This window comes from Arthrobacter sp. STN4, assembly GCF_024539665.1.
Taxonomy (GTDB): Bacteria; Actinomycetota; Actinomycetes; order Actinomycetales; family Micrococcaceae; genus Specibacter.
Genome location: NZ_JAKZGX010000006.1, coordinates 62,840 through 89,227, shown reverse-complemented (window position 1 = coordinate 89,227; position 26,388 = coordinate 62,840). Strand labels below are relative to the sequence as shown.

Below are 26,388 nucleotides of genomic sequence, written 5' to 3'. Positions count from 1 at the left end.
CATTTTGTTCCCCTAGCGTCCAGTGAATTCGGCGGCACGTTTGTTGATGAAGGACTCAACACCCTCCCGTTTGTCCTCGGTGGAGTAGAGCAGCGCCTGGGCCAGTCGTTCGAGCAGCAGCCCGGTTCGCTGGTCCGCTTCGGCGCCGTTCTTGATCACGAGCTTGCCGAGCCGGACCGCCAAAGGGCCTTTGGCAAGGACCTTGCCCGCCGTGGCCCGGGCCGCGTCCATCAGTTCCGCCTGGGGAACGACGTCGGTGACCAGGCCGATGGACAACGCCTCGCCGGCCTCGAAAATCCTGCCCGTGAGGATCAATTCGACAGCGCGTCCCTTGCCGACCAGCCTTGTAAGGCGCTGCGTTCCGCCAGCGCCAGGCAGGATGCCGAGTTTGGTTTCGGGCAGCCCGAACCGGGCAGTATCCGAAGCGATGCGGATGTCGCAGGACATGGCCAGCTCAATCCCGCCACCCAGGGCGAAGCCGTTGATGGCGGCAATGGTGGGTTTCCCATAATCCTCGATGTAGTCGTAGAGCCGCTGCATTTCCGCTGCCAGACCGTCCAAGAACGTGTAGTCGACCAGCTGGGTGATGTCTGCTCCGGCAATGAACGCCTTGTCCCCGGCGCCGGTGAAAATGACGGCGCCAACGTCTTCGTTGTCCGCGAAGTCCGCCAGTGCGTGGCGGATTTCCCGCAGGACGGTTCTGCTCAGTGCGTTGCGGACCCCAGGACGGTTGAGCGTGATGGTTCCGAGCCGGTTGGTGACGTCGGCAAGGATGGTTTCATAGCACATGGCTGCCTCCTAGCGGAATGCCCGCTGGCCGGTGATGTGGTTGCCCAGGATAAGGGTGTGGACCTCGTCCGTGCCCTCGTAGGTGCGGACTGATTCGAGGTTGTTGGCGTGGCGCAGCGGCGAGTGGTCCAGGGTGATGCCGTTGCCACCCAGGATGGTCCGCGCCTCGCGGCAGATGGCGATTGCCTCCCGGCAGTTGTTCAGCTTGCCCACCGAGATCTGGACAGGTTCCAAGGTGCCGGCGTCCTTGAGGCGGCCGGTATGGATGGCCAACAGGGTGCCCTTCTGGATCTCAATCAGCATGTTGACCAGCTTTTCCTGGGTCAGCTGATAGGACGCCAGGGGCTTGTTGAACTGCATCCGCTCAAGGGAGTACTTCAACGCTTCCTCGTAACTGTCCCGCGCGGCGCCCATGGCGCCCCAGATAATGCCGTAGCGGGCCTCGTTCAGACAGGAGAACGGGCCACGGAGACCCTGGACGCCGGGAAGCATTGCGGAATCCAACAGCTCGACATTATCGAGCTCTATATCGCACTGGATGGAGGCACGCATTGAGAGTTTGGGGTCGATCGGCGTGGCCTTGAAGCCCTCAACGTCCGTGGGAACGAGGAAGCCGCGGATACCCTCGTCGGTGGCAGCCCAGATAACTGCGACCTGCGCGATGGAGGCCATCCCGATCCATCGCTTGGCGCCGTTCAGGACCCACCCGTTACCGCTCCTGGTGGCGATAGTCTGCATCGAGGAAGGATCCGAGCCTGAAGAAGGCTCCGTCAGGCCGAAGCAGCCGATAATCTCGCCACGCGCCATCCCCGGCAGGTAGGCGTTCTTCTGCTCCTCGGATCCCCATTTGTGGATGGCACTCATGGCCAGCGAACCCTGGACGCTGACGAAGGTGCGCAGCCCGGAGTCTCCTGCCTCGAGTTCCATGGCGGCGATGCCGTACTCCACGGCGGATCGTCCGGGGCAGCCATAGCCTTTCAAGTGCATCCCGAGCAGGCCGAGGGCACCCATTTCACGGGCGATCTCCACGGGAAAATAACCATCTTCGTACCATTTCTTGATGTTTGGCCTGATTCGCTCGGCCACGAAGGATCGGACCGAGCCACGGAGGCTCAGTTCGGCGGCACTGAGCAGTCCGTCGAGGTTCAGCACATCGGATTTGGCCAAGATAGCAGCTTCCTTGGTGATCGGGGAGCCTTCTTTGAGGAGGGTGTTCAAGGGAATTCTCTTTCCTGGGACTTGAAGGGTCAGGCGCCGGACAGGTCAGGTCGAGCAACGGGCGCACGTGGTCAATCATTCACTGGCAGTGATCCGACTCTCCTAAACTCTAACTCGATATCGATATCGAAAACAAGGTTAAGTGGGTGCCATCTGCCCGGCCTTGGCCGAAGTGCCCCCTTCCAGGCCTCAGGTGTCTCCTGTCAGGCTTCGCCATGTCGCGACACCTGCGGATCCCAACAACAAGCCGGTGACGAGGAAGACAGCACCCACGCCGACAGTCCCCGTGGCGAGTCCGGCCGCGGCAGGGATGACGACTTGGCCGAGACGATTCGCGGAGAGCCGGAGCGAGAGTCCGCTGGCATGGTGGGACTGTCCGGCGAGTTGGACCACCCAGCTCATCGTCAACGGCTGACCGATTCCCCAAAATAGTCCGGCAGCGGCCAAAAACAGGCCAATGACCACCGGACTGGGGACGAAGGCTATCAGTGCCATGGGTACTGCCGAGGCCAACGTAGAGGAGACCAGCAACAGGTTCCGGTTGAAGTGGCGCAACATCAGCGGGAGAAGCGCCCGGCTCAGGAGTGCCGCTGTGGTCCGGATGCTGAGCAGGACGGTAACAGTCAGGACGCTGAGTCCGTGACGTTGGCCCAGGAGCGGCAGGTAGGCAGCCAGGATGTCGAGGGAGACCAGAACCATGAGACTGCTGAAAATCGCAGGCCTCATGCCCTTTTCGCCCAACAACGAGCCGACCTTCCGCTTTCGGTAACCTCCAAGGACAACGTCCATGGGCCTGGAGCGCCTCGTCAGGACGGCGAAGGGGACTGCGACGGCTGCCACCCCCGTCATCGCCAACAGGGCGGTCGTTGTATGGACGGAAGCGGATTTTGAGCCCGATGCGGCGAGGATTCCTGCGAGGGGGACGCCTATGAGTTGACCTGTCGAGACGGCAAGGCCCCAGCCGCCGAAACGTTGGTCAAGCTTTTCGGCAGGCGACTTTGCAGAAATGATGCCCTGGCCCGCAAGCGTGGCCAACATCTGAGCGAAGCCAAGAAGGACAAAGCCGGCCAGCAAAAACCGGAGATCTTGACGTAGGGCGATGATCGCCGGGGCCGCCACAGTGAGCACGGCACCGGTCCTCATCACCGCAGGACCGAGCCGTTTGTCGACCATGCGCCCGACCGGCACGGTGAGCAGGAGCGGGGCCAGGGCGAAGGCTGACGCCGCAAGCCCGACGAGCAAAGGTCCACCGCCAAGTTCGACGATGCGGTAGGAGACCAGGACGCGGACCCCGGCATACGCGGCCTGGGTGCACAGGGTCATTAGCAGGATGTGCACGTACCAGGGCTTCACCGTGTACCTGATAACCGGCTGGCGCCCATCCAGGTCACTTGAACGGGCCGAGCGGGGCGGTGTTTTCCGATGCTGATCGTCCCTCCGTTTGGTTGCTCAAGGCCCGAGATGCACGGTATGGCGGTGGTCTAGCCGCACCTGGAATTGCCCAGGAGAACGAGCGGCTCCCCGTCGCTAAACGTGGGGTCCGGGTCCTTCGCTGCGCTGGATATGCCTTGGTCAGGGTCTGATGGGTGGGCACGACCTTCATGTTCGGTTCTTCTCGGGCGATGCCAGCAGAAATCGATGGTCATGGCCGTCTCACGACGATGCGGACGGCTCCGTTGCTTTTGCGTCTGTGACGGTTTCGTCGAGGCCGAGGGCGTTTGCCCATAGCCGTGTAAGCGTGTGCAGGGCGGCAGCCTCCTGGTAGTCCTCGCCGAGTGCGAGCCAGAAGTAGGCGAAGTTGCCTACCATCGCGGCCAGCGCCGATGCTGCAATGTGTGCATCCAGTGAACGGTCTACCATCCCCAGGTCCTGAAGACGGCGGATGCTTCGCTCGATCCGGGCGACGCTTCGGCGGCGGCCTATCAGCCTTTGCTCCTCCACGTAGGGATCCATGGCTGAAACCTGCTCATAGATCTTCATCATTCCGCGGTTACGCCGATAGACGTCAAGGAAACGCCGGTTCGCGGTTTCAATGCGGACCCACTCACGGTGGGCGGGATCCGGATCGTCTGCCAGTTCCCCGGAGACGGTGCGGCTGGCAGTGGCATAATCGTCAGAGATCTCTTCGACGATGGCACGCAGGATTTCTTGCTTCGACTCGAAGTATGTGTAAAAGCTGCCGTGGGAGACACCCGCGGACGCAGTGATGTCGGCAACGCGGGCGTCGACATATCCGTCTCGTTCGAAAACCTCACGGGCATGCTTCATCAGCAGCGCGCGGGTCCGCTGGCCCCTGGTGTTCTCACTCTTGCCGTATTGCTCCCGGCGTGCGGCCGATGTCCCGGATCCTGCTACGACCATCTTCGTCTCCTCCTGCGTTTCGCATTATGCGCTCCCACCAGTTTGCAACACCTCAGTTTGAGATGATGTCCCATATCTCTGTGCCGCCGCGTGCGATGGCTGTCCGGCCCAGGCGCTCTGACCAGGTCCTTCCGCTGCCGAACTCGTCCCGCCATGACCAAAGCCGGCGGGTCAGGAGCTGCAGGTCATACTCGACCGTGGTCCCCATGGCCCCGTGCATCTGATGAGTCAGCCGCGAGACAGTGGTGGCGGAGCAAGACGCCACGGTCTTGGCGGCAGCGATGTCGGTCTCGCTCATACGCAGCGCTTCCGCCCAATCCGAATCGTCAAGGCGGCGGGACAGGGCGGACACGGCGGACTCACTCGCCATGCGTGCAGCGGCAGTGTCTTCCGCCGCTAGCGCCAGCATGTGTCCCACGGCCTGGAACTTGCCAAGCGGCCGGCCGAACTGCTCGCGCACCTTGACATACTTGATTGTCAGGTCGAGCGCACTCTGTGCGGCGCCTGCCAACGAAACGGCACGGGCCAGGGCACCTGAGAGGGCCCAGCCGGCCGGGTCGACGATTCCAATGAAGGCTGACTCCGGAACTGCGAACCCGTCGGCGATGACCGTGTCACGTGGTTCGTTTGCAATGTTGCGGGCTGGCGTGAAGGACAGGTCGGCAACGTCAACGAGCAGGAGGGTGTGCAAGTCGCCGTCACGGGCGGGAATGAGCAGCCGATCGGCCTGCTGCACCCACGGAACGCGGCGTGCCGTTCCGTGAAGGGTCTTACGGCCCCGTGGTCCTGACAATGTCAGCGCATCGCAATCAGGCACGACCGTGACGACCCCTAAATCCGGGTCGTAGCGTCCCGCTGAGGCGAGCCACTGGCCAGCGAGCAATGTATGCTCCGCGTACGGAATTGGCAGCGCAGACGAGGCGGCGAGCCTGATGACCTCAACCACATCAGCGAGCTCACCACCGGAACCGCCTGCTTCTTCGGATATTCCCACACCGAGGAGGCCCAGGTCCGCGAAGGTTTTCCAGATACCCGGAAGTTCGTCGGTGGCAGTCTCCCAATCACGCACGCGGTCGAAGCCGCATTCCTCGGTGGCAGCCCGTGCCACCATTTCGGTGAACATGGGATCGACGTCGATGGTCATCGCATAAGCTCCTTTGCTGCGACTGAACGGAGGATCTCGCTGGTTCCACCGCGGATGGTCAGTATGGGGGACCTCTGAACGGCACGGGCCAACAGTTCCTCGAAAACATCGGAGGAGTCAGGGTCAAGTTCGATGTCGGAGAGCCCACGGATCGTATCTATGACGTGCTGCTCGAACGTGGTCGCCAAGTCCTTGACAAGTGCCGCCTCTGCGGCGGGCGCCTCACCCCCGTCGATCATGCGCGCGATGGACAACGACAAATTGCGAAGTGTGCGGTAGCTGGCCGTCAACTGCCCGACTGCGGAAGCGAGCTCCGTCGATGAGTCCGCGTTGAGTCGACTGACAAATTCGCGCAGGAGCACGAAAGGAGTCATCCACCTGTCAGGACCGGATCGTTCGTAGGCCAACTCGTTGCTGACCTGGGCCCACCCGCCTCCGATGGTGCCCACTACGTACTGATCGGCGACAAAGACGTCGTCAAGCACGACTTCGTTGAAATGGTGCCTGCCGTCGAGCGTGATGATGGGATTGATCGCGACCCCCTCAGCCCTGAGGTTGACGATGAGTTGGCTCAGTCCGTCGTGTCGGGAGGCTTCGGCCGGGCCAGTGCGACAAAGCACGATGGAATAGTCAGCCCAGTGCGCACCGGAGGTCCACACCTTGGTGCCAGTCACTTTCCAGCCCCCCTCGACCCGAACGGCCTTCGTCCGCACTGCGGCCAGGTCCGAGCCGGCACCCGGCTCAGACATGCCGATGGCGAAGCTGCACTCGGCCTTGCAGATCGCGGGAAGGAACTCGCGTCGCAGTTCCTCGGACCCGAACTTGAGCAGGGTCGGCGCCGTTTGGCGATCCGCTGTCCAGTGGGCCGAAACAGGGGCTCCGGCCGCAAGCAGTTCCTCTGCGACGACGAACCGGTCAACTGCAGTGCGGCCGGATCCGCCATACTCCTCAGGTATCGACATGCCTACCCACCCCCGGCCGGCAAGCAGCCGACTGAAATCTAGGTCGACAGTTCCCATGCCAAGCGAAGGAGTGCCAGGCGGCAGATGCTCGGCAAGGAAGTCTCTCACGTTGCTTCGAAGCGCGAGCTCGCCGGCTGTCAGGGTGGTAGGGGGAAATCTCATGGAACGTGTCCTTGTCATGGTCTGGTGTAGTTGCGTTGTCAGCGCAGGCGGAGGACGAGGTCAACGGCCGTGGCCCCCCGCTGGTGAACGATGTACGGGTTGATCTCAAGGTCGGCGAGCTTGTGGCCGAGCGCTGACGCGAGGCGCGAGAGCCGCACCACCGTGTCAACAACCGTGGCGACGTCGCAGCGTTCACTCCCGCGGTAGCCGTCCAGCAGGGGCCATCCGGTCAGGCTCTCCAGCAGCCGCCTCGCCTGGTTCACATCGAGTGGGCACAAGGCGGACACGACGTCGGCATAGATCTCGGCGCGGGAACCGCCGAAGCCCACGGTAAGGACGGGCGGGTACCCCTGGTCCGATCCTTCGAGGCCGATAATGAGCTCCACTCCGCGCCCAGCCATTTGCTGGATCATGATCCCGTCAACTGTGGCACCGGGAGCGAGGGCGGCAACCTTCCGACGCATGCGCTCGGCGGCAGCCGGCACGTCGGAGGGCGCCACTCCAACCTCGACGCCGCCCACCTCCGTTTTGTGGACGATCTGCGGCGACTGGGCCTTCAATGCAAACGGCCCCTCGCCTAGGCACTCGATGGCAGCCACATCGTCGTCGTCACCGCGGAGTAAGACAGCATCCGGGACACTGATGCCAAGTTCCCGGAGGAAGGCGCGGCCCTCCCACTCAGTCACCGTTCCACCCTCGGGCAGCTGTGCCACTGCCCGCAGCTCGTCTTCGTCCGCCTGCAGGGACGCTGCAACCGCCGTTTGACGCCGCCGTCCAACCCGGCCCAGGGCAACGGCCGCGTCCCGCGTGGAGTTGTACACACCAACACGGGCTGCGTGCAGGATGTTATCCACCGCTGCCCGCCCGTCGGGAGCAGCCATATGCACAAAACTAATTGGGGTCTGGCTCGCCGCCGCCACTTGCGCCAGCTCATCAGCGATTCGGGCGGAGCGGGGAGCGTTAAGTCCGGTGAGCAGCACCACCAGATGATCCACTCCCGGGTCATCGACGACCAGACGACAGACGGTGGCGAACTCACCGCCATCGCCCGTAAAAAGCGCGGTGGTGACGTCGACGGGGTTCGCCACGGAGCCGAATGCGGGAACTATTTGGGCAAGGGAGGCAGCCGTGTCGGTTGACAAGTCGGCGAGTCGGAGACTGTTCTCGTGCAGGTGGTCGACCAGAATGCTTCCTGCTCCTCCGGAGGAGGTGACGATACCGATACGGTCACCAGCCCCGGCACCCTGGTTCAGCAGGGCATCGAAGACGTCCACCATCTCGTCCAGGTCGTGCACCGAAATGGCGCCGAGGCTCTCGGACAAAAGCATGAACGCAGCGTCGGAGCCGATCATGGCCCCCGTGTGGGAGGACGCCGCCTTCTTGCCGGCATCCGTGCGCCCCGAGCGCAGCACCACAATCTGTTTGCCGCTCGCTGCAGCAGCCTTGAGGACCCGGGCCCATCCTTGCCCCTCAGGCAGTTCCTCGAGGTAGATGGCGAGGATCGAAATTTCCGGTTCCTCCAGCATGGCGAGGGCAATTTCCGTCACAGCCATATCGGCCTGATTCCCGGTCGACATCCATGCCGACAGCCCAATGCCTCGGGACCGGCACTCATAGACCAACGCACCACCCAAGGCACCGCTCTGGCCAATGTAGGCGATGCCCGAAGGCTTGCCGAGGTTCGCGGCGGGTACGGAGAACGTTGCCGTCAGGTTGGACGGAACGAATGCAAAACCTTGGCTGTTTGGGCCGACCAGCCGGATGCCCCATCGGCGGGCCGTTGCGGCGACGCCTTCCTGCATCGAACGACCGTCCTCGCCCAGTTCGGCAAAACCGGATGAAAACACGACCACGGCAGGGACACTCTTCATGCCACATTCCTCGATAACGGACTCAACCTGGCCGGCGGACACCATGACGAGTGCAAGGTCAACCGGGCCGGGGATGTCGCGGACAGAGGCAAAGCACTGCAGCTCCAGAAGTTCCGACTCCTTGGGATTCACTGGCCAAATCTTGCCTTCAAAGTCCGAAGACACCAGATTGGTCAGTGTCCGGAAGGCGGGGCTGCCTACTCGTCGTGACGCCCCGATAATCGCGATCCCGCGCGGCCGGAGCAATGTGGAGAGGTTGCCCCCTTGCTCCGCGGCTTCCTGCTGCGCCGTGGTGCAGGGCAGGGTGTTCGTCATATCTTCCTCCAGGTGCTTTGGTTCGAGTCTCATCGGCCAACGAACTGCGGTGTCCGCCGTTCAACCACGGCGCGCACGCCCTCGGTCCAGTCTTCGGTGCTCGAAAGCAGGCGTTGCTGCTCTTTCTCATGTTGCATTGCGGCACGCACCCGTTCACTCAGGCCTTGCCGAAGGGTGGCCCGGATGGCCCGGACCGCAAGAGGTCCGGAACCGGCGATCTCGGACGCTAAGGCAAACGCGTCCTCGAATGGATCCGCTGCCTCTGACACACGGTCGAGGAGTCCCAACGCGTGCGCTTCCACGGCATGCACCCGTCGACCCGTGAGCAACAACTCGCTAGCCTTCTGGGCGCCCACAACTGCGGGCAGCGTCTCAGTCAGCCCGAATCCGTGATGAAAGCCCAGGGAAGCGAAGTTGCCGGAGAACCATGCGGTTTGCGACCCGACCCGGAAGTCGGCCGCAAGGGCAAGGCCGAGCCCTCCTCCTATGGCACCGCCCTGCACCGCCGCCACCACGGGTAGGGGTTGGTCGAACAGCCGCTGGGCCATGTCGTAGGTATGGACTGCTTGGTCGTAGCTGGGGCGCCGGTCGCCGCCGCGGAAGTCCGCGCCGGCGCAGAAGTGTCGGCCCTCGCTCGCCAGGACTATCGCTCGGCACCGGGCATCCTGTGCCAGGGATTCGAAGGCGTCTGCCAGTGAGCCCACCAGGCCGGTATCGAAGTAGTTGTACGGGGGGCGCCTGATACGCACAGTCGAGATGGGTCCATCGGTTTTGACGGACAGGTCTTTTCGGGGGAAGGTCATCGGCTCCCTTTCATTACGTCACGGCCGCCACGACCAGTGAGCGCCAATACATAAGAACTCTAACTCGATATCGATGTCGAAAACAAGTTTTTGAAGAACTTCGATTTCCAAAAAGTTTGCTACGGCTCCCCAAACAAGCAGGGCATCGCGACCCGACCCCAGTCCATTGCCGGGCCGGATCCCAGAACCCGCCCACGACCATCGCGAAGCCAGCAATCAGCGATACACGCGCTGGTTCAAGAATTGCCGCCCGGTCGATTGTCGGTCTATCTTTTTTATCGAGATTTTGCTTTGCTATTTGGTTTACCTGCAGCTTTGGTTTTCATGCTTGTGCATTTATGTCACGCCCGGGAACCGATTCCTAATGGCCCGCTTGGAGATAGTCACTTCCAGGCGGGGGCCGGTAGGACCTCAAGCCCATAACGGACGCTGGACTTCCAAATAGATATTTTCTATTTCATGAGGAAGGTACAACACTCGGAACCTGATCATTCAAATATACTTTGTCGATAGCCTGGTTAGCGAGCCCATAACTATCTAAAATCTTTTTATACTCGCCACTCTTAATGATGGCGTCGAAACCCTTCGTCAATTTATTGGTAAGTTCTGGTTTTGCTTTTGACAAGGCAAATCCGGAGTACCTGAGGGCCAGCTTCCCCACCAAGGCAGCTTCAAGCCCGGGGACTTTCTTTGCTGCCAAGAGAACTTGAGGAGTGGAAGTGAGATAGGCATCCACCCGACCAGATCGCAGGGCTGTTTCACCTGCCGCAAAGCTCGGGAATGTCTCGTATTGAATGGGCGTTTTCCCCGCTTTAGTGCATTCGGCCTGCATGCCATCGGCCGTGTCCTTGTCGAAGGAGGAACCGGTCACGAACCCGAGCCGGATTCCGCATGTATCAGTCACGTCTGCGTACTTCACGCCCGAAGGGACCAGGATGCTCGCCGACGCCTTATAGATGGCCAGGAGATTCACAACCCCCGCCGTTGCCGGGGTGCGGCTGAACTGCGCACCGACGACGTCGGCCCGCCCTGACTGGAGCGCGGGGATCAAACCACTGTACGGCACCTTTTGCCAAGAGATCTTGATGTGGGATTGCTTGGCGGCTGCTTCTATGAGGTCGATCAGCATGCCCGCCGGCTCGTTTCCGGTTTTGTAGTAATACATTGGTTCGGTGGCAAAAGAACTTATTCCGTTAACGGTCACGGTTTCATTGGTCGGACCGGCAGCGTTCGCTTGATTGGAAGCGCTGCCCGACGAACAGGCGCCTAGGGAAAATACCAGAGATAGTGATCCTAATGCCGCCATTGAAATCTTGATGATGCTCTTCATTGAGAATACTCTCCTTAGCTGGGCTGCCTCATGATGACAGCCATAATTAGGTTGAAACCTAGGTCGTTTGCGCAAAGCCCCGCGCCTGAACTGGTAAATTGATTCATATCCGTCGCCGGCGAGTTCGGCCATGATATATCCTGCGTTTATTCTTCGGGATGCCAAAAGGCACCGTCATGCGATCCGGAGGAACGAGCGTGCCCGCTCTGACTTCGGATTTTCAAAGAAGGAAAGAGGGGAGGAATCCTCGACAACCTTACCGTCGGCCATAAAGACGACCCTGTCCGCTACTTGGCGTGCGAAATTCATTTCGTGGGTGACCACGACCATGGTCATCCCTTCTTGGGCGAGTGTCCGCATGGTGTCCAGCACTTCACCCACAAGCTCCGGGTCAAGTGCTGAAGTTGGCTCATCAAAGAGCATTAGCCTTGGATCCATCATGAGCGCCCTGGCGATTGCCACGCGCTGTTGCTGTCCGCCGGATAGCTGAGCTGGAAACGCGTTCACGCGGTCCGCGAGGCCGACTTTCCCAAGCAGTTCAACGGCCCTCTTTTTCAGGGCAGCAGGCTTCTGGCGTTTCAGGGTCAGGGGTCCAAGCAGAAGATTGTCCAGGGAACTCAAATGAGGGAAGAGATTGAATTGTTGAAAGACCATCCCGATACGTTCTCGCTGTTTGCTAGCTTCCCTCCCGCTGAGGTCGTGGAGTTTTCCCTTCCTGACCGACCTGCCGATGAGTTCACCGCCGACCGAGACGTGGCCCTGGTCGGGCATGACGAGACCATTAATGCAGCGCAACAGGGTGCTCTTGCCTGATCCTGAAGGGCCCAACAGGCAGACGACTTCCCCCTGGGCAACGTTTAGGTTGATTCCTTTAAGGATCTCCGTACCGCCAAAGTGTTTGTGAATGTTGACTATATTCGCGCTGCTCATGGCTACGTTTCCTTTACGCTCATGGCTTCGGAAGCCGGTTGTCTGGTATTACGGGCAACCCGGTCGCTGCGCCGGCTGAGACGGCGTTCGAGAACGGTCTGGCAGCCTGTCGCGGCGCTGGTAATGATGAGATACCAGATGGCGGCAACGATGAGAAGTTCAATGGTACGCAGGTTATAACCCGAGATGTTTTCAGCCTGGCTGAGGATGTCCCCTCCGGCAATGACGGAGACGAGGGACGTTTCCTTGAGCAGGGTGATGAATTGGTTCCCGCTGGGCGGAATCATTACCTGAAGGGCTTGAGGAAGGATCACTTTCCGTTGAAGCTGCCACCACGTAAGACCCAGGGCGGAGGCTGCCAGCCTTTGCCCTTCATCGACGGAAAGGATGCCCGATCGGATAATTTCCGCGAGATAGGCCCCGTTCGCCAGAGCCAAGGCCAGAATTGATGCCGTGAAAGGGGAAAGCGCATCGTTGGTAGGAACAGAAAACAGTGTCCAATTTGTCCCCGGAATGCCGAGGCCGAGCCGTGGGGCGAACAATGCAAGGTTTCCCCAGAAGAGGATCTGGATCAGTGTCGGGACGCTGCGGAAAATCCAGACATAAAGCTGGCCGAGTAGCCGCAGGACCGGGTTGGTACTCAAGCGGAAGAATCCGCATACCAAGCCCACGATCGCAGCACCGATCATTGAAATAACAGCCAAGACGAGAGTCCGGCCAAGTCCTTCCAATATCGTCCCGTCAAACAGGAACCTCCCAACAACACTCCATTCGAGTTGAGGATTGGCCGCCAGTGAACGGGCCACATTGGCGCCGAGCGCGATGATCACCAGAACTGCAACCCATCGACCGTAGTGGTGGTGAACGGCGACCGCGTCGGGAACTGCCTCTTTCCCTGCTTCCATCAGAGGACTTGTCCGGACGCCCGGCGGTTGGGGTTTTCGAGATGTCCCTATCATTTTCTCTCCAGGGCTTAGCGTGGGTACGGGGTGCTCGGACATTTCATCCGGACCTGATCTTGGATCCGGGCCTTATCCGGAATCTTCTTGTCCTCACCGTCAGCGATTATCACGGCAACGGCCTTTCCGGAAGGTCCCGTGAGACCTCCCGGGCGCGGGCTTCGAGTGCGTTTGGCAGAGGGCCCACAAGCTCGGTATGGAAGTAGCTGTACGGGGTTCGCCTTTTACAGACAGTCGCAACGCACGCGGCTATTCGGACATACAGGTCTGGTCTGTTGAAGGTCATGAGCTCGCTTTCTTTACGTCACGCTCACCTATGAGCAGTGATCGTCATCACATCGAGACTCTAACTCGATATCGATGTCGACACAAGCCCCTGTTACTTCTTGTTTTCGACATCGATGTCGAGTTAGAGTTTGTTATCCACCCGTTAGCACCTCAGCAGCTGGCGTCCGGACAGGTCACGAAATTCGACGACAGCAACCCAGGCTGTTCAGTACATGGCCCGTGCGGCCGCCCCAGCTCGACGCCTCGAAAGAAGGTAATTCAGTGAAAATCGCTGTTCTTGCCAAGCAGGTCCCGAACACCTGGTCTAACCGCAAACTGGACCTCGTCACTGGGCATTTAGATCGGTCTGCTTCCGAAGCCGTCCCGGATGAAATCAATGAACGCGCCGTCGAGGTGGCTCTTCAATTCAAGGACGCTCATCCGGACACGGAAATCGTGGTGTTGGGAATGGGGCCGGAGGACGCCGCCGTGGCGTTGCGCAAGCTGTTAGCCATGGGTGCGGATTCCGCCGTGTTGGTGACCGACCCGGCACTGCCGGGCTCAGATTCGGCGCAAACGGCCAAGGTGCTCCACGCCGCCTTGGAGAGGATCGGGGCGGATCTCGTCTTGGCCGGTAACGTCTCGACCGACGGCAATGGAGGCGTTGTTCCGGCGATGATCGCCGAACTCCGCGGCCAGGCGCTGATCCCCGGAGCGGACAGTCTGACGATTGCCGCTACGGAGATCACCGGAACCCTCCATATTGATGGCGCGATCCTGACCCTGGCCGCGGACCTTCCTGCCGTTGCCTCGGTGACGGAGAAGATTGCCGAGCCCCGTTTCCCAAATTTCAAGAACATCATGTCCGCGAAGAAGAAGCCCTTGGAATCGTTGTCTTTGGACGACCTGGGCATACAGGCCGGCCCCGACTTCGCCACGGTCCGCTCGGTTATGGTTTCCTCCCAGGAGAAGCCGGGAAAGCAGGCCGGCCCCAAAATCAAGGATGACGGCACCGCTGCCAGCCAGGTGATCGCCTTCCTGACCGCGAATCGGTTGATCTGAGCATCGAACCCAGAGCCAGAAGAGAGAAAAAATGGACATCATCCAGAACACCGTATTGGTCTTGATCGAGACCACAACCCAAGGCACCATTCAGCGGACTTCTTGCGAAATGCTCGGCGCCGCCTCCTTGGTAGGCACACCCGTCGCCGTGGTTGTGGGCATGCCGGGGGCAGGGCAAGCACTGTCACGAGAATTGGGGGCGTTAGGTGCCGCCCACGTCGTCGGGGTCGAATCGGACAATGCCACCGCGGAATTAGGAACTCTGCAAGTTGCCGCATTGGCCCAGATGGTTGGGGAGTCCATGCCTGTAGCTGTCATCGTGGCCAACACCACGGAGTCCTGCAGCGTGGCAGGGCGACTTGCCGTTCGTGTCGGCGGCGGCGTTTGCACCAACGCCGTGGGCCTGCGCTTCCAGGACGACGAGGTCATCGTCCAGCACTCGATTTTCGGTGGGGAGTTCACGACCGAGTCCACCGTCGAAGGCGGACCCTGCATCATCAGCGTACGTCCAGGCAGCATCGACCACAGAGCGGTGGCGATTGAGAACCCCCAGGTGTCGATCCGAGACGCCGACACCCTGGGATGCGGAGCTCCAGGAGCAGCCATCCGGGCGGCAAGCATGCGTCCGCCGGCCTCCAACCGCCCCGAACTGCGCACTGCGAAGACCATTGTTTCCGGTGGCCGCGGACTGGGTTCGACCGAGGGATTCGGATTGGCCGAAGAACTTGCGGACGCGCTCGGGGCGGCTGTGGGTGCCTCTCGAGCCGCAGTGGATGCCGGCTATGCAGCACCGGAGCTGCAAGTTGGTCAGACCGGCGTGACGGTGGCCCCCGACCTATACATTGCACTCGGCATCTCCGGGGCTATCCAGCACAAAGCCGGTATGCAAACCTCCAAGACCATCGTCGCCATTGACAAGGACGAGGAGGCCCCGATTTTCGAGATTGCGGACTTCGGCGTCGTCGGCAGCGCCTTCGACGTCGTGCCCGCCCTGGTCGCGGAACTGCGCGCCCGGCGCGGTTAGCGCCACACAGCCATCATGGACAGGACAGACCCAGGAGCATCGAACATGACGACCGTTCTGCAACAAGAACCGCAGACACCTGAAAGACCCGCACCAAGGCAAGAGGGAGCCCCGACATCCCTGCAGCGCCAACGCATGGAGGCTACATGCGATTGCAAGACAGCGTGACGCCCTTCGAGGACCGCGTCGATCACGCATCTTCCCCTGAGCTCGCGGACGAGCACCGGCAGACCGATTCCCCGATTCCTGAACAGCCAGTGATGGCGGAGTCGGCACCTGCGCAAACAAAGGAGCGGTCGGTGGCGCAGAGGCAACGCATGGCGAGCCCTGTTTCGTCGTCCCCGCCGCAGAAGCAGCGCATGGGCTCGACAGCGTCGCCGGACTCGGCAACTGCCGCGCCCAAGCAGAGGCTGGATACAGCGGCAGGAGCGCCAATTCCGTCCGCGAATACTTCGCCCAAGGCAGGCCCCGGGCCACAGTCCGTCGCTAAGTCTGGCGACGCAGCGCCCAGCGAGCGTCAGGTCGAAGGCCATAAAATCCAGGAGCCTGTTGCCGCCGGGTCCAAAACAACCATCCTCCCCCGGTGGGTGCGGCCGGCCGTCGCGGCCCTGGGCATCGTCCTCATTGCCGCGGTTTCGGTGTGGGTGGCCCGCTGGGGCCGTACATTACCAGCGGTGCACGAATTCATTGCCACGTACCCGGGGCATTCGCCACTCCCGGAAAGTTCGCCCCAAGGTGTTCCCGCTTGGTTGGGGTGGGAGCATTTTCTGAACATGTTTTTCCTTGCGCTGATCGTTCGCACCGGACTTCAGGTGCGCTGTGAGAGGCGTGCACCCGGATATTGGAAGCCAAAGGAGAATTCCTTCTTCTCGCCGATGGGGAACACCCCAAAGAAGGTAAGCCTGTCGCAATGGTTGCATCAGGCGCTTGACGTGCTGTGGGTGGCCAATGGGGCCGTTTTCATCGTCATGTTGGCCGTCACGGGGCAGTGGATGCGGATCGTGCCGACGAGCTGGGCCCTCTTCCCGAACATGGTGTCCGCCGCGATCCAGTACGCTTCCCTCAATTGGCCGGTGGAAAACGGCTGGGTGTACTACAACGCCCTACAGTTGGCCGCCTACTTCCTTACCGTCTATGTTGCCGCCCCGCTGGCCGTTCTTTCTGGGCTGCGAATGTCGACTTGGTGGCCGGCGAAGGCCACGACGTTGAATAAGGTCTATCCATTGCAGGTCGCCCGTGCCCTGCACTTCCCGGTGATGCTCTACTTCGTAGCGTTCACCATCGTTCACGTCTTTTTGGTCTTCTTCACCGGCGCCCTAAGCAACCTCAACCACATGTACACCTCGCGTGACGTTGCGGACTGGTGGGGTCTAGGCATCTTCCTGGCATCAATCTTCGTCATCGCAGCTGCCTGGTTCCTCACCATGCCAGTTTTCACCACACCCCTGGCAAACCGCATGGGGACTGTTACCAAGAACTGAGGCGTCGGCTACCAACATCGTGATCGTTGGGCCCTGTGCACAACCGCTCCCGTGGGCCGGTCCAGTCACTACGACTGACGAGCGCCCGCCGTAAGGTTCAAGGTCATTCCGCACTGTTCCCGCGGGAAGTCTGGGTCGGTTGCCAGCATGGCCCCGTCTTGCCTGGCGTCTTCGATCGTGAGGTCAAGGATGGGAATTTTCTCATATAAAGTGCCGGCGCAGTTTCCCTGGTGGGGGCACCAGCACGAGCTTCATCCTTGTTTTCATTGTGCCTCGCCTTCGCCCGAATCATGCCACCCGCTGTCAACAACAGTAGGAGTAACCAACCATGAAATCGCTGACATGACGCGGATTCCCGCTGGTGTTGATGCTTACGGGCCCCGTGGAGCCGATTCCGGTACCACCACGCCGGCCGGTGTCGTCGGCGTCAGCTGGCAGGCAGGTGTTGCCCGTGGCTGTGGTGCCCTGGCCCGGCGTTCCTGTGGTATCGGTGGCGGTCTGGTTGGGGAGGGGGTGGCCCTCCCCAACCGTCGCAACCGGGCGTCGACAAAAACACCCCCATTCGTGCGGGACGGTTCAGAAATACACGCCCGGTTGCAACCGAGCGTTTATTCGCCTGGGCGGGACCCTGTCTCCTGGCGGACAAACCGGCCCGCCGCCAAAACGGCGGCCAGGGCAAGCGCCGAGCAGGCCGCCATCGAGACGGCCATCGGCACGGCGCTGTGCTGCCCGGCGATCCCCGTTAGCGGACTCACCAACCCGCCGAAAAGGAACTGGATGGTTCCCAGGACGGCCGAGCCTGCCCCGGCCCGCCCCGGGACCCGGCCCTGGGCCAGTGCCACGGAGTTGCCCATGATGAAGCCGAGGCAGGCCTGGTTGACGAACAGGTGCACCAGAGTGGGCCAGCCAGTAAGGCCGCCCAAGACCAGGCCGAGCCCCACCAGGTTGACGACGCACGCCGTCGTGATCGCCGTGCGGAGGATCGTGGCGGGAGCCACCTTGTCCACCAGCCTGGTATTGATCAGTGCGCCCACAATTGCACCTCCCGCGTTCACCGCGAAAACCACGGAGTAGCCCAGCGCCGAGAAGCCCAGCACGTTCTGGAAGACGAAGGATGAAGCTGAAATGTAGGAGAACAACGCGCCGAAAGTGAAACCGAATGTCATCACGTAGGCCATGTATGAATGCGTGCGCATGACTGCCAAGGCGTTGCCCACGACGCCGCCCAGCCCACCCCGGTGCCGCTTTTCCACCGGCAAAGTCTCCGGAACCACTAACACCGAACCAGCCAGCATCAGCAGCCCAAATACTGCGAGCGCCCAAAATACTGCCTGCCACGGTGCGACGCTGGCGATGACCCCGCCGAAGAGGGGTGCTACCACCGGGGCCAGGGAGGTGATGGTCGCCAGCACCGAGAAAAGCTTCGCCGCCTGGCGGTCTGAGGCGATGTCCGAGACCACGGCGCGCGCAATCACCACCCCCGCCGCACCGGACACGCCCTGGACCGCGCGCAGGCCAATGACCGCGCCAATGCTGGGTGCAAACACGATGGCAATGCAGGTGGCCAGGAACAACACATTGCCCGCGACCATCAACCGGTGCCGGCCAACCATGTCGGAAACCGGACCCAGCAGGAACTGCCCGACTGCCATGCCCACCATGTAGGTGGTCAGGGTCAGCTGGACCGCCGATGCCGAGGTTTGGAAAAACTCCGTGACCCGTGGCATCGAGGCCAGATACATGTCCGTGGCCATCGGACTGACGGCGCTGAGGATGCCGAGGGCCATCACGAGCAAAACCCGGTCCTTGGCCCCTGCGAGATGCAGTCGGGAGTGGAAGTTGTTATCGGGGTTTGCGGCGCTCACGGACCGTCTTTCAGGGGTCAGGTGGATGGGACATGCTTTGCCCACAGTACCGTGGCGGCGCAGTGCGGACGCGACCGGTCAGGGGCCAGGCGCGAAACCGTGCGACACATTAAGTTACGGAAACCAGCTCAATCCACCGGGGTGGTGGACACGTCGGCCGATGGCGACAGGGTGGTGCCCGACGTCGGCTCGGTCGACGGCGTGGACGTCACCGACAGCGTCGGGGTGGGTGTCGGTGACGGGGTGGGAGTTGGCGTCGGCGTTGGGGAGAGAGTCGGGGACGGCGACGGGGTGGTGCTTGGTGTTGGCGACGTCGGCGTGGGGCTCGGCGATGGCGACGGGGCAGGCGTTGGCGACGTCGTGGGGGTTGGCGACGGCGTGGGCGTCGGCATCGGGATTGGCGACGCCGTCGGGCTCGACGTCGGCTCGGGCAACGGGGTCTGGGTAGGCGTAGGGGTAGGCGTTGGCGACGCTGTCGCGCCCGGCGTCGGCGACTGGGTGGCGCTCGGTGTCGTTGTGGCGCTCGGTGTCGTTGTGGCGCTCGGCCGTGCCGCGGGCGTTTGTGCCATTGGCTTGGCCGCTGTCCGTGGAGACGTTGCTGCCGCGCTGGGAACCGGCTTCGGGCTTGCGGCGGGGCTTGGCGTCCCGGCGGTGTTGGACGCCGGGGCCGCCCTCCAGCCAGCACCGGCAAACTCAGCTGTAATGGCCATGGCAGCCTTTTCATCCAGGGAAGCAAAGCCGGGCATGGTGAAGTAGCTCGAGGAATTGCTCGTCGACGCCGGCGTGTGCATTATGGTTCCCACGGACGGATTGAGTGCGCTGATCATCAGGCCGCCGCCAATGTAAATGCCGATATGCGACCAGTGGCGTGGCCCGTCCGGGTTCTGCACCACGACGTCCCCGGGCTGGGGGTTGTTGGTCTGGACCATGGGCACCCACTGCTCGGTGCGCGGAAGGGCAATGCCGGCCTGGGCGTAGGCCCACTGTACGAAGCCCGAACAGTCCCAGCCGGACGAAAAGCTCGTCCCGCCCCAGACATAGCTGTGGCCCAGGCCCTCAAAGGCGGCCCGCACGATCCCGCGGCGGACCTGCGAAATGAGGCCGGGCGGCAATTCATGGCCGCCGCGCAGGGCCGCGGCCACCTCGGCCGGCCAGGCGCCGCTTTCACCGGGGCTCGTCAAATCAAAGACCGGCACGGCCGCGGCCGCGCGCGACGCGATCAAAGTGTCTGCAAAGGAAATCCTCAGGCCCGCACTCTTGGCAGCATAAGCGGCAAGGCCGGGAAAAGCTGCAGGTTCCGGGACTGTTTCCGGCGGGCCGGTCGAAAGCCGGGGGGCTGATTGCAAGGAAGACCAGGCGGGGGCGTCAGCCACGGAATTCTCCGCGTAGCCGGCACCCACGAAGCCGCCCGAGGCCAGCAGCGTGCACGCAACCGCCAGGCTTAATCGGATCGGCCGTGACCGGCCTTCAGGAAACGCCACTTACAGGTCCCCCTGCTTCATCGCAATCGTTAGGCCCGAGCTTACGCCGAATCGGCAAAACGGGACAGTATAATCGCAAAGTCACACACCGCACCATAAGCGCACATGGCACGTCGGCGTGTCGCACAGATTCGTCCAGCGCCACCCACAGCCCGCAAGCCCACCGAGGCCCCGGGCCCCCGGAAGTGCGCTACCCGCCGGCGCGGATGATCCGGCGCTGGGCCGCCACGGAGATCGCGGCCGTGCGGTTGTCCACGCCCAGCTTGTCGTAGATGTGCACCAGGTGGGTCTTGACGGTGGCCTCGGAGATGAACAACTGCCTGGCCATGGCCTTGTTGCCCATGCCCGTGGCCAGCAGTTCCAGCAGCTGGACCTCCCGGGCGGACAGCACCGGCTCCGGGTTCCGGATGCGCCCCATCAGCCGGGCCGCCACCGCCGGCGCGAGCGCCGTCTGGCCGGCCGCCGCCTGCTGGACGGCGGCGCGGATCTGTTCCGGCGGGGCGTCCTTGAGCATGTAGCCGCTGGCCCCGGCCTCCACCGCCGCCAGGATGTCCGCGTCGGTGTCGTAGGTGGTCAGGATCAGCACGGGCGGCGCGTCGGGCAGTTCCTTGATGGCCTTCGTGGCGGTGACCCCGTCCATGCCGGCACCCATCTGCAGGTCCATGAGCACCACGTCAAGCGTCTCCCCGAGGGTCTGCAGCCGCTGGATTTCCTTGATCGCGGCGCCACCTTCCGGCGCCTCGGCCACGACCGTGAAGCCCTCGAAACCAGTCAGCATGGCGCGCAGCCCGGCCCGCACCACGGGATGGTCGTCCACCAGCAGGATCCGAATTTCACTCACGCCACACCCTCATTTCCCGTCGACCGGGCCGCCGTCCCGGCCAGCGGCAGCCGGACGGCCACCACGGTGCCTTCACCCGGTGCCGACTCTATCTCGAGGGAGCCGTTTTGTGCCGCCACCCGCTGCCGCAGCGACTCCAGCCCGAACCCGCTCCCGTCCGCGCGCCCACCCACGGCGCCGGCCGCCGATGAGGGGCCAAAGCCCCGTCCGTCGTCGTACACGTCCAGGGCCACCTCGGTGTCCAGGTAGGCCAGGCTGACGACGGCGGTGCCCGCCCGGGCGTGCAGCCAGACATTGGCGAGGCTCGCCTGGGTGGCACGCAGCAGCGTGACCCGGTACGGCTGCGGGAGGTCCACGGGCTCGCCGTCGACGCGGAAGGTGCATGTGAGGTTCACGCCGCGCGCGGCCGCCTCCAACTGCGTCTTTTCGCACAGTCGGGCCAGCGTCTCCCCGAGGGACGTGCCCTCGAGTGCCGGGGAGGCGAGGCCGCGGACAAAACTGCGGGCCTCGGCCAGGTTTTCCGACGCCGTGGCCTCCATCATGCCGATGCTTTCCCGTGCGGATTCCAGGTCTCCGGAGCCCAGCGAACGGCCTGCTGCGCGGGCCACCAGCACGATCGAGGAGAAGCCCTGGGCCAGGGTGTCATGGATTTCCCGGGCCAGCCGCGCGCGCTCGGCCAGGACGCCGGCCTCATGCTGGCTCGCGGCCAGTTCGGCGCGGGTGCGGCGGAGTTCATCAGCCGCGCGGCGCTGGCTTTCGCCTTCCTGGTAGAGCATCCGGTAGGCCTTGGAGGTCACCACGGCAAAGCCCGCGCCAAACAGCGGCCCCAAGACGGCGGCCAGCGGCGGGTAGGCGGCGCCGGTGGCCAGCCACTGGGCCGTGATGACACCGGCCGTCATGACAATGACCACCGTGATTCCGGCCCAGCGCGGCAGCAGGTGCAGGTGGAGGAAGAACAGCGGGAAGGCCAGCCAGGAAAATTCCGCCGAACCCACCAGCAACGCCGCCCACAGCAACGTCACGATGGCCAGCCACAGGGAGGCCCAGCGGCGCGGGTTGGCGGCGGCACGGCCGGCGGAGAAGCGTTTTTCCGCCACCGTCCCCAGCATGTAGACGGCGGCAAGGAGGGCCGCCAGGCCGAGCAGGACGGAGCGCACGGACCCCTCCAGTGGCACGGCAAAAAGCCGGCCGGCGGCCACGGCCAACAGGACGGCAAAGCCCACGTGCAGGGCCACGCGCAGGAAGCGCAGGATCGCGGCACTCGTCGCGGGTGCATCATCCGGGGCAGGCATGCCACCAGCTTAGGCCGTGGCGCCGCGGGCCCGGATCAACCAAATGGTTGAGTGCCCGATCAACCTTCGGGCCCGCGCAGACCATCCAAGCCTGCGATGGAAGCCGCGCCGAATGAAAGGACGGTGGAACTAACGCAAAAACATGGCCCGCACCGAGGGCCCACCCAGGAAAGAAGATCCACACATGTTCCTCGCCATCCGAGACATCCGCTTTGCCAAGGGCCGCTTTGCCCTGATGGGCGGGGTGGTTGCCTTGATCACCCTGCTGCTGGTGCTGCTCTCCGGCCTCACCGCCGGGCTGGGCAACCAGTCCACCTCCTCGATCGCCGACCTCGGCAAGCCAACCCACGCCCCCGTGGACCAGCTGGTGTTCGGCGCGCCCGGCGCCAACGATCCCACGGTGTCCTTCACCGAAAGCCAGGTCACGCAAGGGCAGGTCAACGCCTGGGCCCGGCAGCCCGGCGTTGCCTCGGCCGTGCCGCTGGGCATCAGCCAGACCCGCCTGCAGGGCGCCGGGGACGCGAAGGGGACCACCAACGTGGCCGTCTTCGGTGTCGGCGGGGGAGGCGCCAAGGCCGGGATCGCGCCGTCGGGCCTCAGCGACTCCACCGCCATCATTGGCGGGAAGGTGGCGAAGGACCTCCATCTGGCCGTGGGCGACGCCGTGTCCCTGGGCGGGAGCACCCTGAAGGTCTCCGCCGTGGTGCCCGACCAGTGGTACTCGCACACCTCGGTGGTGTGGACCTCCCTGCCCACCTGGACCAGGCTGGCCCACCTCAGCGACCCGGCGCAGCTTGCCACGGTGGTTGCCGTGACGTACGACGGCGACACTTCCGTTGACGCCGGCGCCGCCAACGCGGCAGCCGGGACCGTGAGCACCACCCGCAGCGGCGCCTTCCAGGGCCTGGGCGGCTACAAGAGCGAGAACGGCTCGCTGCTGATGATGCAGGCGTTCCTGTACGGCATCTCCGCGCTGGTGATCGTGGCCTTCCTGACCGTCTGGACCGTGCAGCGCACCCGCGACATCGCCGTCCTGAAGGCCATGGGCGCCTCCGGTGCCTACCTGCTGAGGGACGCGCTGACGCAGGCGGCGCTGGTGCTGCTGGCCGGCGCCCTGCTCGGCGGCCTCGTGGGCGTGGCCGGCGGCTTCTTCGCCGCCCAGGCCGCCCCGTTCCTCCTCACGCCGGCCACCACCGTGCTGCCGATGCTCGGCATCGTCGCCCTGGGCCTGGCCGGCGCGGCCCTGGCCGTCCGCAAGGTGACGAAGGTCGACGCCCTCATTGCCCTCGGCGGCAGCTGACCGTCACCGACGCCAGCTGTCCGGCCCCGGCGCCAGCTGTCCGGCCCCGGCGCCAGCTGTCCGGCCCCGGCGGCCGGACCATACCCCAACCCTCCCCCAAAAACCGAAGGAATCCCCATGTCTGCCCTGAACGCCCCCGCCCTGTCCCTGACCAACGTGACCCTGGAGTACCCGGACGGCGACGGCACCGTCACCGCCCTGGACCGCGTCACCATGGACGTGGAGGCCGGCGAGTTTGTCTCGCTGGTGGGCCCGTCCGGTTCCGGCAAGTCGAGCCTGCTGGCGGTGGCCGCCACGCTGGTCAGGCCCACCTCGGGTCTGGTCAGGATTGCCGGCGAGGACGCCACCGTCCTGTCCGACAAGGCCCTGGCCACGCTGCGCCGGGACAAGGTGGGCATCATCTTCCAGCAGCCCAACCTGCTCGCCTCGCTCACGGCGGCCGAACAGCTGGTCATCGGCGACCACCTGCGCGGGAAATCCCCGCGTGCAGCCGCGGCCCGGGCCGCGGAACTTCTCGAGATCACGGGGCTGGAGGGCTCCGCCAAGAAACGCCCCCACCAGCTCTCCGGCGGGCAGCGCCAGCGCGTCAACATTGCGCGCGCGCTGATGGCGTCACCGTCGGTGCTGCTCGTGGATGAGCCGACGGCGGCCCTGGACCACGAGCGCAGCGAATCGATTGTGCGCCTGCTGCGCCAGGTGACGGACGAGTTCCAGGTGGCCACCGTCATGGTCACCCACGACACCGAATTCGTCCCCCTGACCGACGCCGTGGCCACCATGCGCGACGGCGTGCTGGCCGCCGCAGTGCCCGCCTTGGCCGCGGCCGGCGCACGGTAGCGGCCCCCGTCACGGTGCCACCGCCGCGCGCGGGGACGCCCGCCCATGCAATAGCATGGGGGAAACTACGATTCTTCAGCATGTGAAACGGAGACACCCCTTCATGAAACGCGTCCTCGCCCTGGCCGGCGGCCTGGCCCTTGCCTTTGTCCTCTCCTCCTGCGGCGCCGCAACCGGCCCGGTGGGCACGTGGGGCAACGGTTACCACGTGGACAAGCAGCCCTACCTGGAGCTGTCCCTGGGGGCCGAGCAGAACGGTGACACCGCCGGTTACCTGCAGGGCAGCGACGGCTGCAACCGCCTGTCCGGGCAGTGGATGCTGGCCTCCGGCGAGCTGACGTTCCCCCAGCTGGGCAAGACCCAGATCACCTGCGACGGCATTGACGGCTGGCTGTCCAAGGCCGCCTCCGGCAGCATCGACGGCAACGTCCTGACCGTCAAGGATGCCCAAGGCAAGACCATCGGCACCCTGGACCGCCGCGGCTAGGGCTTTCTTCCCTGACGGCGGGCTAGTTCTTTCGCACCTCAAGTTCGACGACGGCCCAGGAGAGCGCGGGCAGCGTTAACTTCAGCCCGTCCCCGGCCGCCTGGACCCCCTCCAGCGGGACCAGGCCAACCTGGTCCGGGGCCTCCAACGTGTTCCTTGTGAAGCGGTCCCCGCCCTCGGGGACCCGCAGCACCTCGGCGCGGGTGGCCCGCCTGGCGTCGAAGCCGCGCAGGGCCACGTCAACGTCCGCAGCCTCCTCGAGCCCGCGGTTGGCGAAAAACAGGGCGATCCGCCCCATCTCCTCGTTCCAGGTGGCACTGACGTCGACGAGGTCCGCGCCGCCAAATTGGGCGGTCTCCACCTTGTCTGAAACCACGTGCGTGCGCAGGACCTGACCCTTGGCGAGCTCCGCCATCCGGGCAAAGGGATGGAAAATGGTCTGGCGCCAGGCCGGGCCGTTGGGCTCGGCCAGGATCGGGGCGATCACGTTGACCAGCTGGGCCTGATTGGCGATCTTGACCCGGTCGCCGTGCCGCAACAGTGAATTCAGCAGGGTGCCCACCACCACCGCATCGGTGACGTTGTACTTGTCCTCAATGACGCGTGGGTGCTCGCGCCAGCCGGCGGCGTTGACACGTTCCGGCTGGTCCTCGGAGTCCAGACCGCGCTGGTACCAGACGTTCCACTCGTCAAAGGACAGGTTGATGTGCTTCTTGTGCTTGCCCTTGGCCCGGACCGAGTCGGCCGTGGCCACGACGGACTCGATGAAGTAGTCCATGTCAACGGCGCTGGCCAGGAAACTGGCGGCGTCGCCATCGTGCTCCTGGTAGTAGGCATGGAGTGAAACATAGTCCACCTCGTTGTAGGCGTGGGTGAGCACCGTCTGCTCCCACGCGCCGAAGGTGGGCATGGCCGACGACGAGCTGCCGCAGGCCACGAGCTCGATGCCGGGGTCGACCAGGCGCATGGCCTTGCCAGCCTCCTGGGCCAGTCGCCCGTACTCCCCGGCGGTCTTGTGCCCGATCTGCCAGGGCCCGTCCATTTCGTTGCCCAGGCACCAGAGCTTGATGTCGAAGGGGTCCTTGTGCCCGTTCTTCGCGCGCAGGTCAGACCAGTAGGTGCCGCCCGGGTGGTTGGCGTATTCGACGATCTCCCGGGCCGCTTCCACGCCGCGGGTGCCAAGGTTGATGGCCTCCATGATTTCGGTGCCGGCTTTTTTGGACCAGTCAACAAATTCGTGGAGGCCGAAGGCGTTGGTCTCGAGGGTGTGCCAGGCGCCGTCGAGACGGCGGGGGCGCCCCGCCACCGGGCCGATCCCGTCTTCCCAGTTGTAGCCGGAGACAAAGTTGCCGCCGGGGTAGCGGATCACGGTGGCACCGAGTTCGCGGGTCAGGGCCAGGACGTCCTGGCGGAAGCCCTGGCTGTCCGCCTGGGCGTGGCCGGGTTCGTAAATGCCGCTGTAAACGCACCGGCCCATATGCTCCACGAACGATCCGAAGAGGCGGTGGGGCACCTCGGAAATGGTGAAGTCGCGGTCAATGCTGATCCGTGCACGGGACATGTGGCTTGTTCTCCTGGTACTTGTTGTTGGTGCGAAAAATGGGGTC

22 protein-coding genes and 1 pseudogene are annotated in these 26,388 nt (G+C 63.7%); 7 read left to right on the top strand and 16 right to left on the bottom strand.

Annotated features, from left to right (window positions below):
* Positions 1-12 precede the first annotated feature (12 nt).
* The 11 genes from MMF96_RS06720 to MMF96_RS06670 form a co-directional block, all read right to left on the bottom strand.
* The gene (locus MMF96_RS06720; RefSeq protein ID WP_256883008.1) at positions 13-789 is read right to left on the bottom strand and encodes an enoyl-CoA hydratase/isomerase family protein; all 777 of its coding nucleotides are present in this window, start codon (positions 787-789) and stop codon (positions 13-15) included.
* A 9-nt stretch (positions 790-798) separates the two neighbouring features.
* The gene (locus tag MMF96_RS06715) at positions 799-1,959 is read right to left on the bottom strand and encodes an acyl-CoA dehydrogenase family protein (RefSeq protein WP_256883058.1); all 1,161 of its coding nucleotides are present in this window, start codon (positions 1,957-1,959) and stop codon (positions 799-801) included.
* 237 nt (positions 1,960-2,196) lie between these two features.
* On the bottom strand, positions 2,197-3,330 hold the full coding sequence (locus tag MMF96_RS06710) for an MFS transporter (RefSeq protein WP_256883007.1): 1,134 nt from the start codon (positions 3,328-3,330) through the stop codon (positions 2,197-2,199).
* 330 nt (positions 3,331-3,660) lie between these two features.
* Positions 3,661-4,368 carry a TetR/AcrR family transcriptional regulator gene (locus MMF96_RS06705; RefSeq protein WP_256883006.1) on the bottom strand — a complete coding sequence of 236 codons (708 nt, stop codon included), beginning with the start codon at positions 4,366-4,368 and terminating at the stop codon, positions 3,661-3,663.
* A 52-nt stretch (positions 4,369-4,420) separates the two neighbouring features.
* Entirely contained in the window at positions 4,421-5,512 is a 1,092-nt protein-coding gene (locus MMF96_RS06700) for an acyl-CoA dehydrogenase family protein (RefSeq protein WP_256883005.1), read from the bottom strand.
* Positions 5,509-6,636, bottom strand: coding sequence for an acyl-CoA dehydrogenase family protein (locus MMF96_RS06695; protein ID WP_256883004.1), 1,128 nt, complete (start codon positions 6,634-6,636; stop codon positions 5,509-5,511). The genes MMF96_RS06700 and MMF96_RS06695 overlap by 4 nt, the downstream gene beginning before the upstream one ends.
* 38 nt (positions 6,637-6,674) lie before the next feature.
* Complete coding sequence (locus MMF96_RS06690) at positions 6,675-8,822, bottom strand: acetate--CoA ligase family protein (protein WP_256883003.1); 2,148 nt, start codon at positions 8,820-8,822, stop codon at positions 6,675-6,677.
* A 29-nt stretch (positions 8,823-8,851) separates the two neighbouring features.
* Positions 8,852-9,625, bottom strand: a complete 774-nt coding sequence (locus tag MMF96_RS06685) for an enoyl-CoA hydratase/isomerase family protein (protein WP_256883002.1) — start codon at positions 9,623-9,625, stop codon at positions 8,852-8,854.
* A gap of 457 nt (positions 9,626-10,082) precedes the next feature.
* Positions 10,083-10,955, bottom strand: coding sequence for a transporter substrate-binding domain-containing protein (locus MMF96_RS06680; protein WP_256883001.1), 873 nt, complete (start codon positions 10,953-10,955; stop codon positions 10,083-10,085).
* 174 nt (positions 10,956-11,129) lie between these two features.
* A complete protein-coding gene (locus tag MMF96_RS06675) occupies positions 11,130-11,885 on the bottom strand; it encodes an amino acid ABC transporter ATP-binding protein (protein ID WP_256883000.1) in 756 nt (251 codons plus the stop codon).
* 2 nt (positions 11,886-11,887) lie between these two features.
* On the bottom strand, positions 11,888-12,790 hold the full coding sequence (locus MMF96_RS06670) for an amino acid ABC transporter permease (protein WP_256882999.1): 903 nt from the start codon (positions 12,788-12,790) through the stop codon (positions 11,888-11,890).
* 603 nt (positions 12,791-13,393) lie between these two features.
* Between MMF96_RS06670 and MMF96_RS06665 the strand changes: the two genes are divergently transcribed.
* The 3 genes from MMF96_RS06665 to MMF96_RS06655 all read left to right on the top strand — a co-directional run bounded on the left by MMF96_RS06665 (position 13,394) and on the right by MMF96_RS06655 (position 16,678).
* Complete coding sequence (locus tag MMF96_RS06665) at positions 13,394-14,173, top strand: electron transfer flavoprotein subunit beta/FixA family protein (RefSeq protein WP_256882998.1); 780 nt, start codon at positions 13,394-13,396, stop codon at positions 14,171-14,173.
* A 31-nt stretch (positions 14,174-14,204) separates the two neighbouring features.
* Positions 14,205-15,197, top strand: a complete 993-nt coding sequence (locus MMF96_RS06660; RefSeq protein ID WP_256882997.1) for an electron transfer flavoprotein subunit alpha/FixB family protein — start codon at positions 14,205-14,207, stop codon at positions 15,195-15,197.
* A 146-nt stretch (positions 15,198-15,343) separates the two neighbouring features.
* Positions 15,344-16,678, top strand: coding sequence for a cytochrome b/b6 domain-containing protein (locus MMF96_RS06655; RefSeq protein ID WP_256882996.1), 1,335 nt, complete (start codon positions 15,344-15,346; stop codon positions 16,676-16,678).
* A gap of 608 nt (positions 16,679-17,286) precedes the next feature.
* On the opposite strand, the gene MMF96_RS06650 is transcribed toward MMF96_RS06655, so the two are convergent.
* On the bottom strand, positions 17,287-18,543 hold the full coding sequence (locus tag MMF96_RS06650; RefSeq protein ID WP_256882995.1) for a multidrug effflux MFS transporter: 1,257 nt from the start codon (positions 18,541-18,543) through the stop codon (positions 17,287-17,289).
* Between the two features lie 144 nt (positions 18,544-18,687).
* On the opposite strand from MMF96_RS06650, the gene MMF96_RS19775 reads away from it, so the two are divergent.
* The gene (locus tag MMF96_RS19775) at positions 18,688-19,299 is read left to right on the top strand and encodes a hypothetical protein (RefSeq protein WP_256883060.1); all 612 of its coding nucleotides are present in this window, start codon (positions 18,688-18,690) and stop codon (positions 19,297-19,299) included.
* 65 nt (positions 19,300-19,364) lie between these two features.
* Here MMF96_RS19775 and MMF96_RS19770 read toward each other — a convergent pair.
* From MMF96_RS19770 to MMF96_RS06630, 3 genes and pseudogenes are all read right to left on the bottom strand, one after another.
* Positions 19,365-19,616 (bottom strand): annotated as a pseudogene (locus MMF96_RS19770) (C40 family peptidase); the annotation flags it as partial.
* 598 nt (positions 19,617-20,214) lie between these two features.
* Entirely contained in the window at positions 20,215-20,865 is a 651-nt protein-coding gene (locus tag MMF96_RS06635) for a response regulator transcription factor (RefSeq protein WP_176617078.1), read from the bottom strand.
* Positions 20,862-22,157 carry a sensor histidine kinase gene (locus MMF96_RS06630; RefSeq protein WP_256882994.1) on the bottom strand — a complete coding sequence of 432 codons (1,296 nt, stop codon included), beginning with the start codon at positions 22,155-22,157 and terminating at the stop codon, positions 20,862-20,864. Before MMF96_RS06630 ends, MMF96_RS06635 begins: the two co-directional genes overlap by 4 nt.
* Before the next feature lie 184 nt (positions 22,158-22,341).
* Between MMF96_RS06630 and MMF96_RS06625 the strand changes: the two genes are divergently transcribed.
* From MMF96_RS06625 to MMF96_RS06615, 3 genes are all read left to right on the top strand, one after another.
* Positions 22,342-23,457, top strand: a complete 1,116-nt coding sequence (locus MMF96_RS06625; protein WP_256882993.1) for an ABC transporter permease — start codon at positions 22,342-22,344, stop codon at positions 23,455-23,457.
* Positions 23,458-23,574: 117 nt separating this feature from the next.
* Positions 23,575-24,294 carry an ABC transporter ATP-binding protein gene (locus tag MMF96_RS06620; protein ID WP_176617081.1) on the top strand — a complete coding sequence of 240 codons (720 nt, stop codon included), beginning with the start codon at positions 23,575-23,577 and terminating at the stop codon, positions 24,292-24,294.
* A 103-nt stretch (positions 24,295-24,397) separates the two neighbouring features.
* Positions 24,398-24,781 carry an META domain-containing protein gene (locus MMF96_RS06615; protein WP_176617082.1) on the top strand — a complete coding sequence of 128 codons (384 nt, stop codon included), beginning with the start codon at positions 24,398-24,400 and terminating at the stop codon, positions 24,779-24,781.
* 22 nt (positions 24,782-24,803) lie between these two features.
* Here MMF96_RS06615 and MMF96_RS06610 read toward each other — a convergent pair whose 3' ends face one another.
* Positions 24,804-26,342, bottom strand: coding sequence for an alpha-N-arabinofuranosidase (locus tag MMF96_RS06610; protein ID WP_176617083.1), 1,539 nt, complete (start codon positions 26,340-26,342; stop codon positions 24,804-24,806).
* Positions 26,343-26,388 lie beyond the last annotated feature (46 nt).

Coding starts and splice junctions, on each gene's coding strand:
- MMF96_RS06720 (WP_256883008.1), bottom strand. CDS start 789: ATGTGCTATGAAACCATCCTTGCCGACGTCACCAACCGGCTCGGAACC.
- MMF96_RS06710 (WP_256883007.1), bottom strand. CDS start 3,330: ATGACCCTGTGCACCCAGGCCGCGTATGCCGGGGTCCGCGTCCTGGTC.
- MMF96_RS06705 (WP_256883006.1), bottom strand. CDS start 4,368: ATGGTCGTAGCAGGATCCGGGACATCGGCCGCACGCCGGGAGCAATAC.
- MMF96_RS06700 (WP_256883005.1), bottom strand. CDS start 5,512: ATGACCATCGACGTCGATCCCATGTTCACCGAAATGGTGGCACGGGCT.
- MMF96_RS06695 (WP_256883004.1), bottom strand. CDS start 6,636: ATGAGATTTCCCCCTACCACCCTGACAGCCGGCGAGCTCGCGCTTCGA.
- MMF96_RS06690 (WP_256883003.1), bottom strand. CDS start 8,822: ATGACGAACACCCTGCCCTGCACCACGGCGCAGCAGGAAGCCGCGGAG.
- MMF96_RS06685 (WP_256883002.1), bottom strand. CDS start 9,625: ATGACCTTCCCCCGAAAAGACCTGTCCGTCAAAACCGATGGACCCATC.
- MMF96_RS06680 (WP_256883001.1), bottom strand. CDS start 10,955: ATGAAGAGCATCATCAAGATTTCAATGGCGGCATTAGGATCACTATCT.
- MMF96_RS06675 (WP_256883000.1), bottom strand. CDS start 11,885: ATGAGCAGCGCGAATATAGTCAACATTCACAAACACTTTGGCGGTACG.
- MMF96_RS06670 (WP_256882999.1), bottom strand. CDS start 12,790: ATGGAAGCAGGGAAAGAGGCAGTTCCCGACGCGGTCGCCGTTCACCAC.
- MMF96_RS06660 (WP_256882997.1), top strand. CDS start 14,205: ATGGACATCATCCAGAACACCGTATTGGTCTTGATCGAGACCACAACC.
- MMF96_RS06655 (WP_256882996.1), top strand. CDS start 15,344: ATGCGATTGCAAGACAGCGTGACGCCCTTCGAGGACCGCGTCGATCAC.
- MMF96_RS06630 (WP_256882994.1), bottom strand. CDS start 22,157: ATGCCTGCCCCGGATGATGCACCCGCGACGAGTGCCGCGATCCTGCGC.
- MMF96_RS06625 (WP_256882993.1), top strand. CDS start 22,342: ATGTTCCTCGCCATCCGAGACATCCGCTTTGCCAAGGGCCGCTTTGCC.
- MMF96_RS06620 (WP_176617081.1), top strand. CDS start 23,575: ATGTCTGCCCTGAACGCCCCCGCCCTGTCCCTGACCAACGTGACCCTG.
- MMF96_RS06615 (WP_176617082.1), top strand. CDS start 24,398: ATGAAACGCGTCCTCGCCCTGGCCGGCGGCCTGGCCCTTGCCTTTGTC.
- MMF96_RS06610 (WP_176617083.1), bottom strand. CDS start 26,342: ATGTCCCGTGCACGGATCAGCATTGACCGCGACTTCACCATTTCCGAG.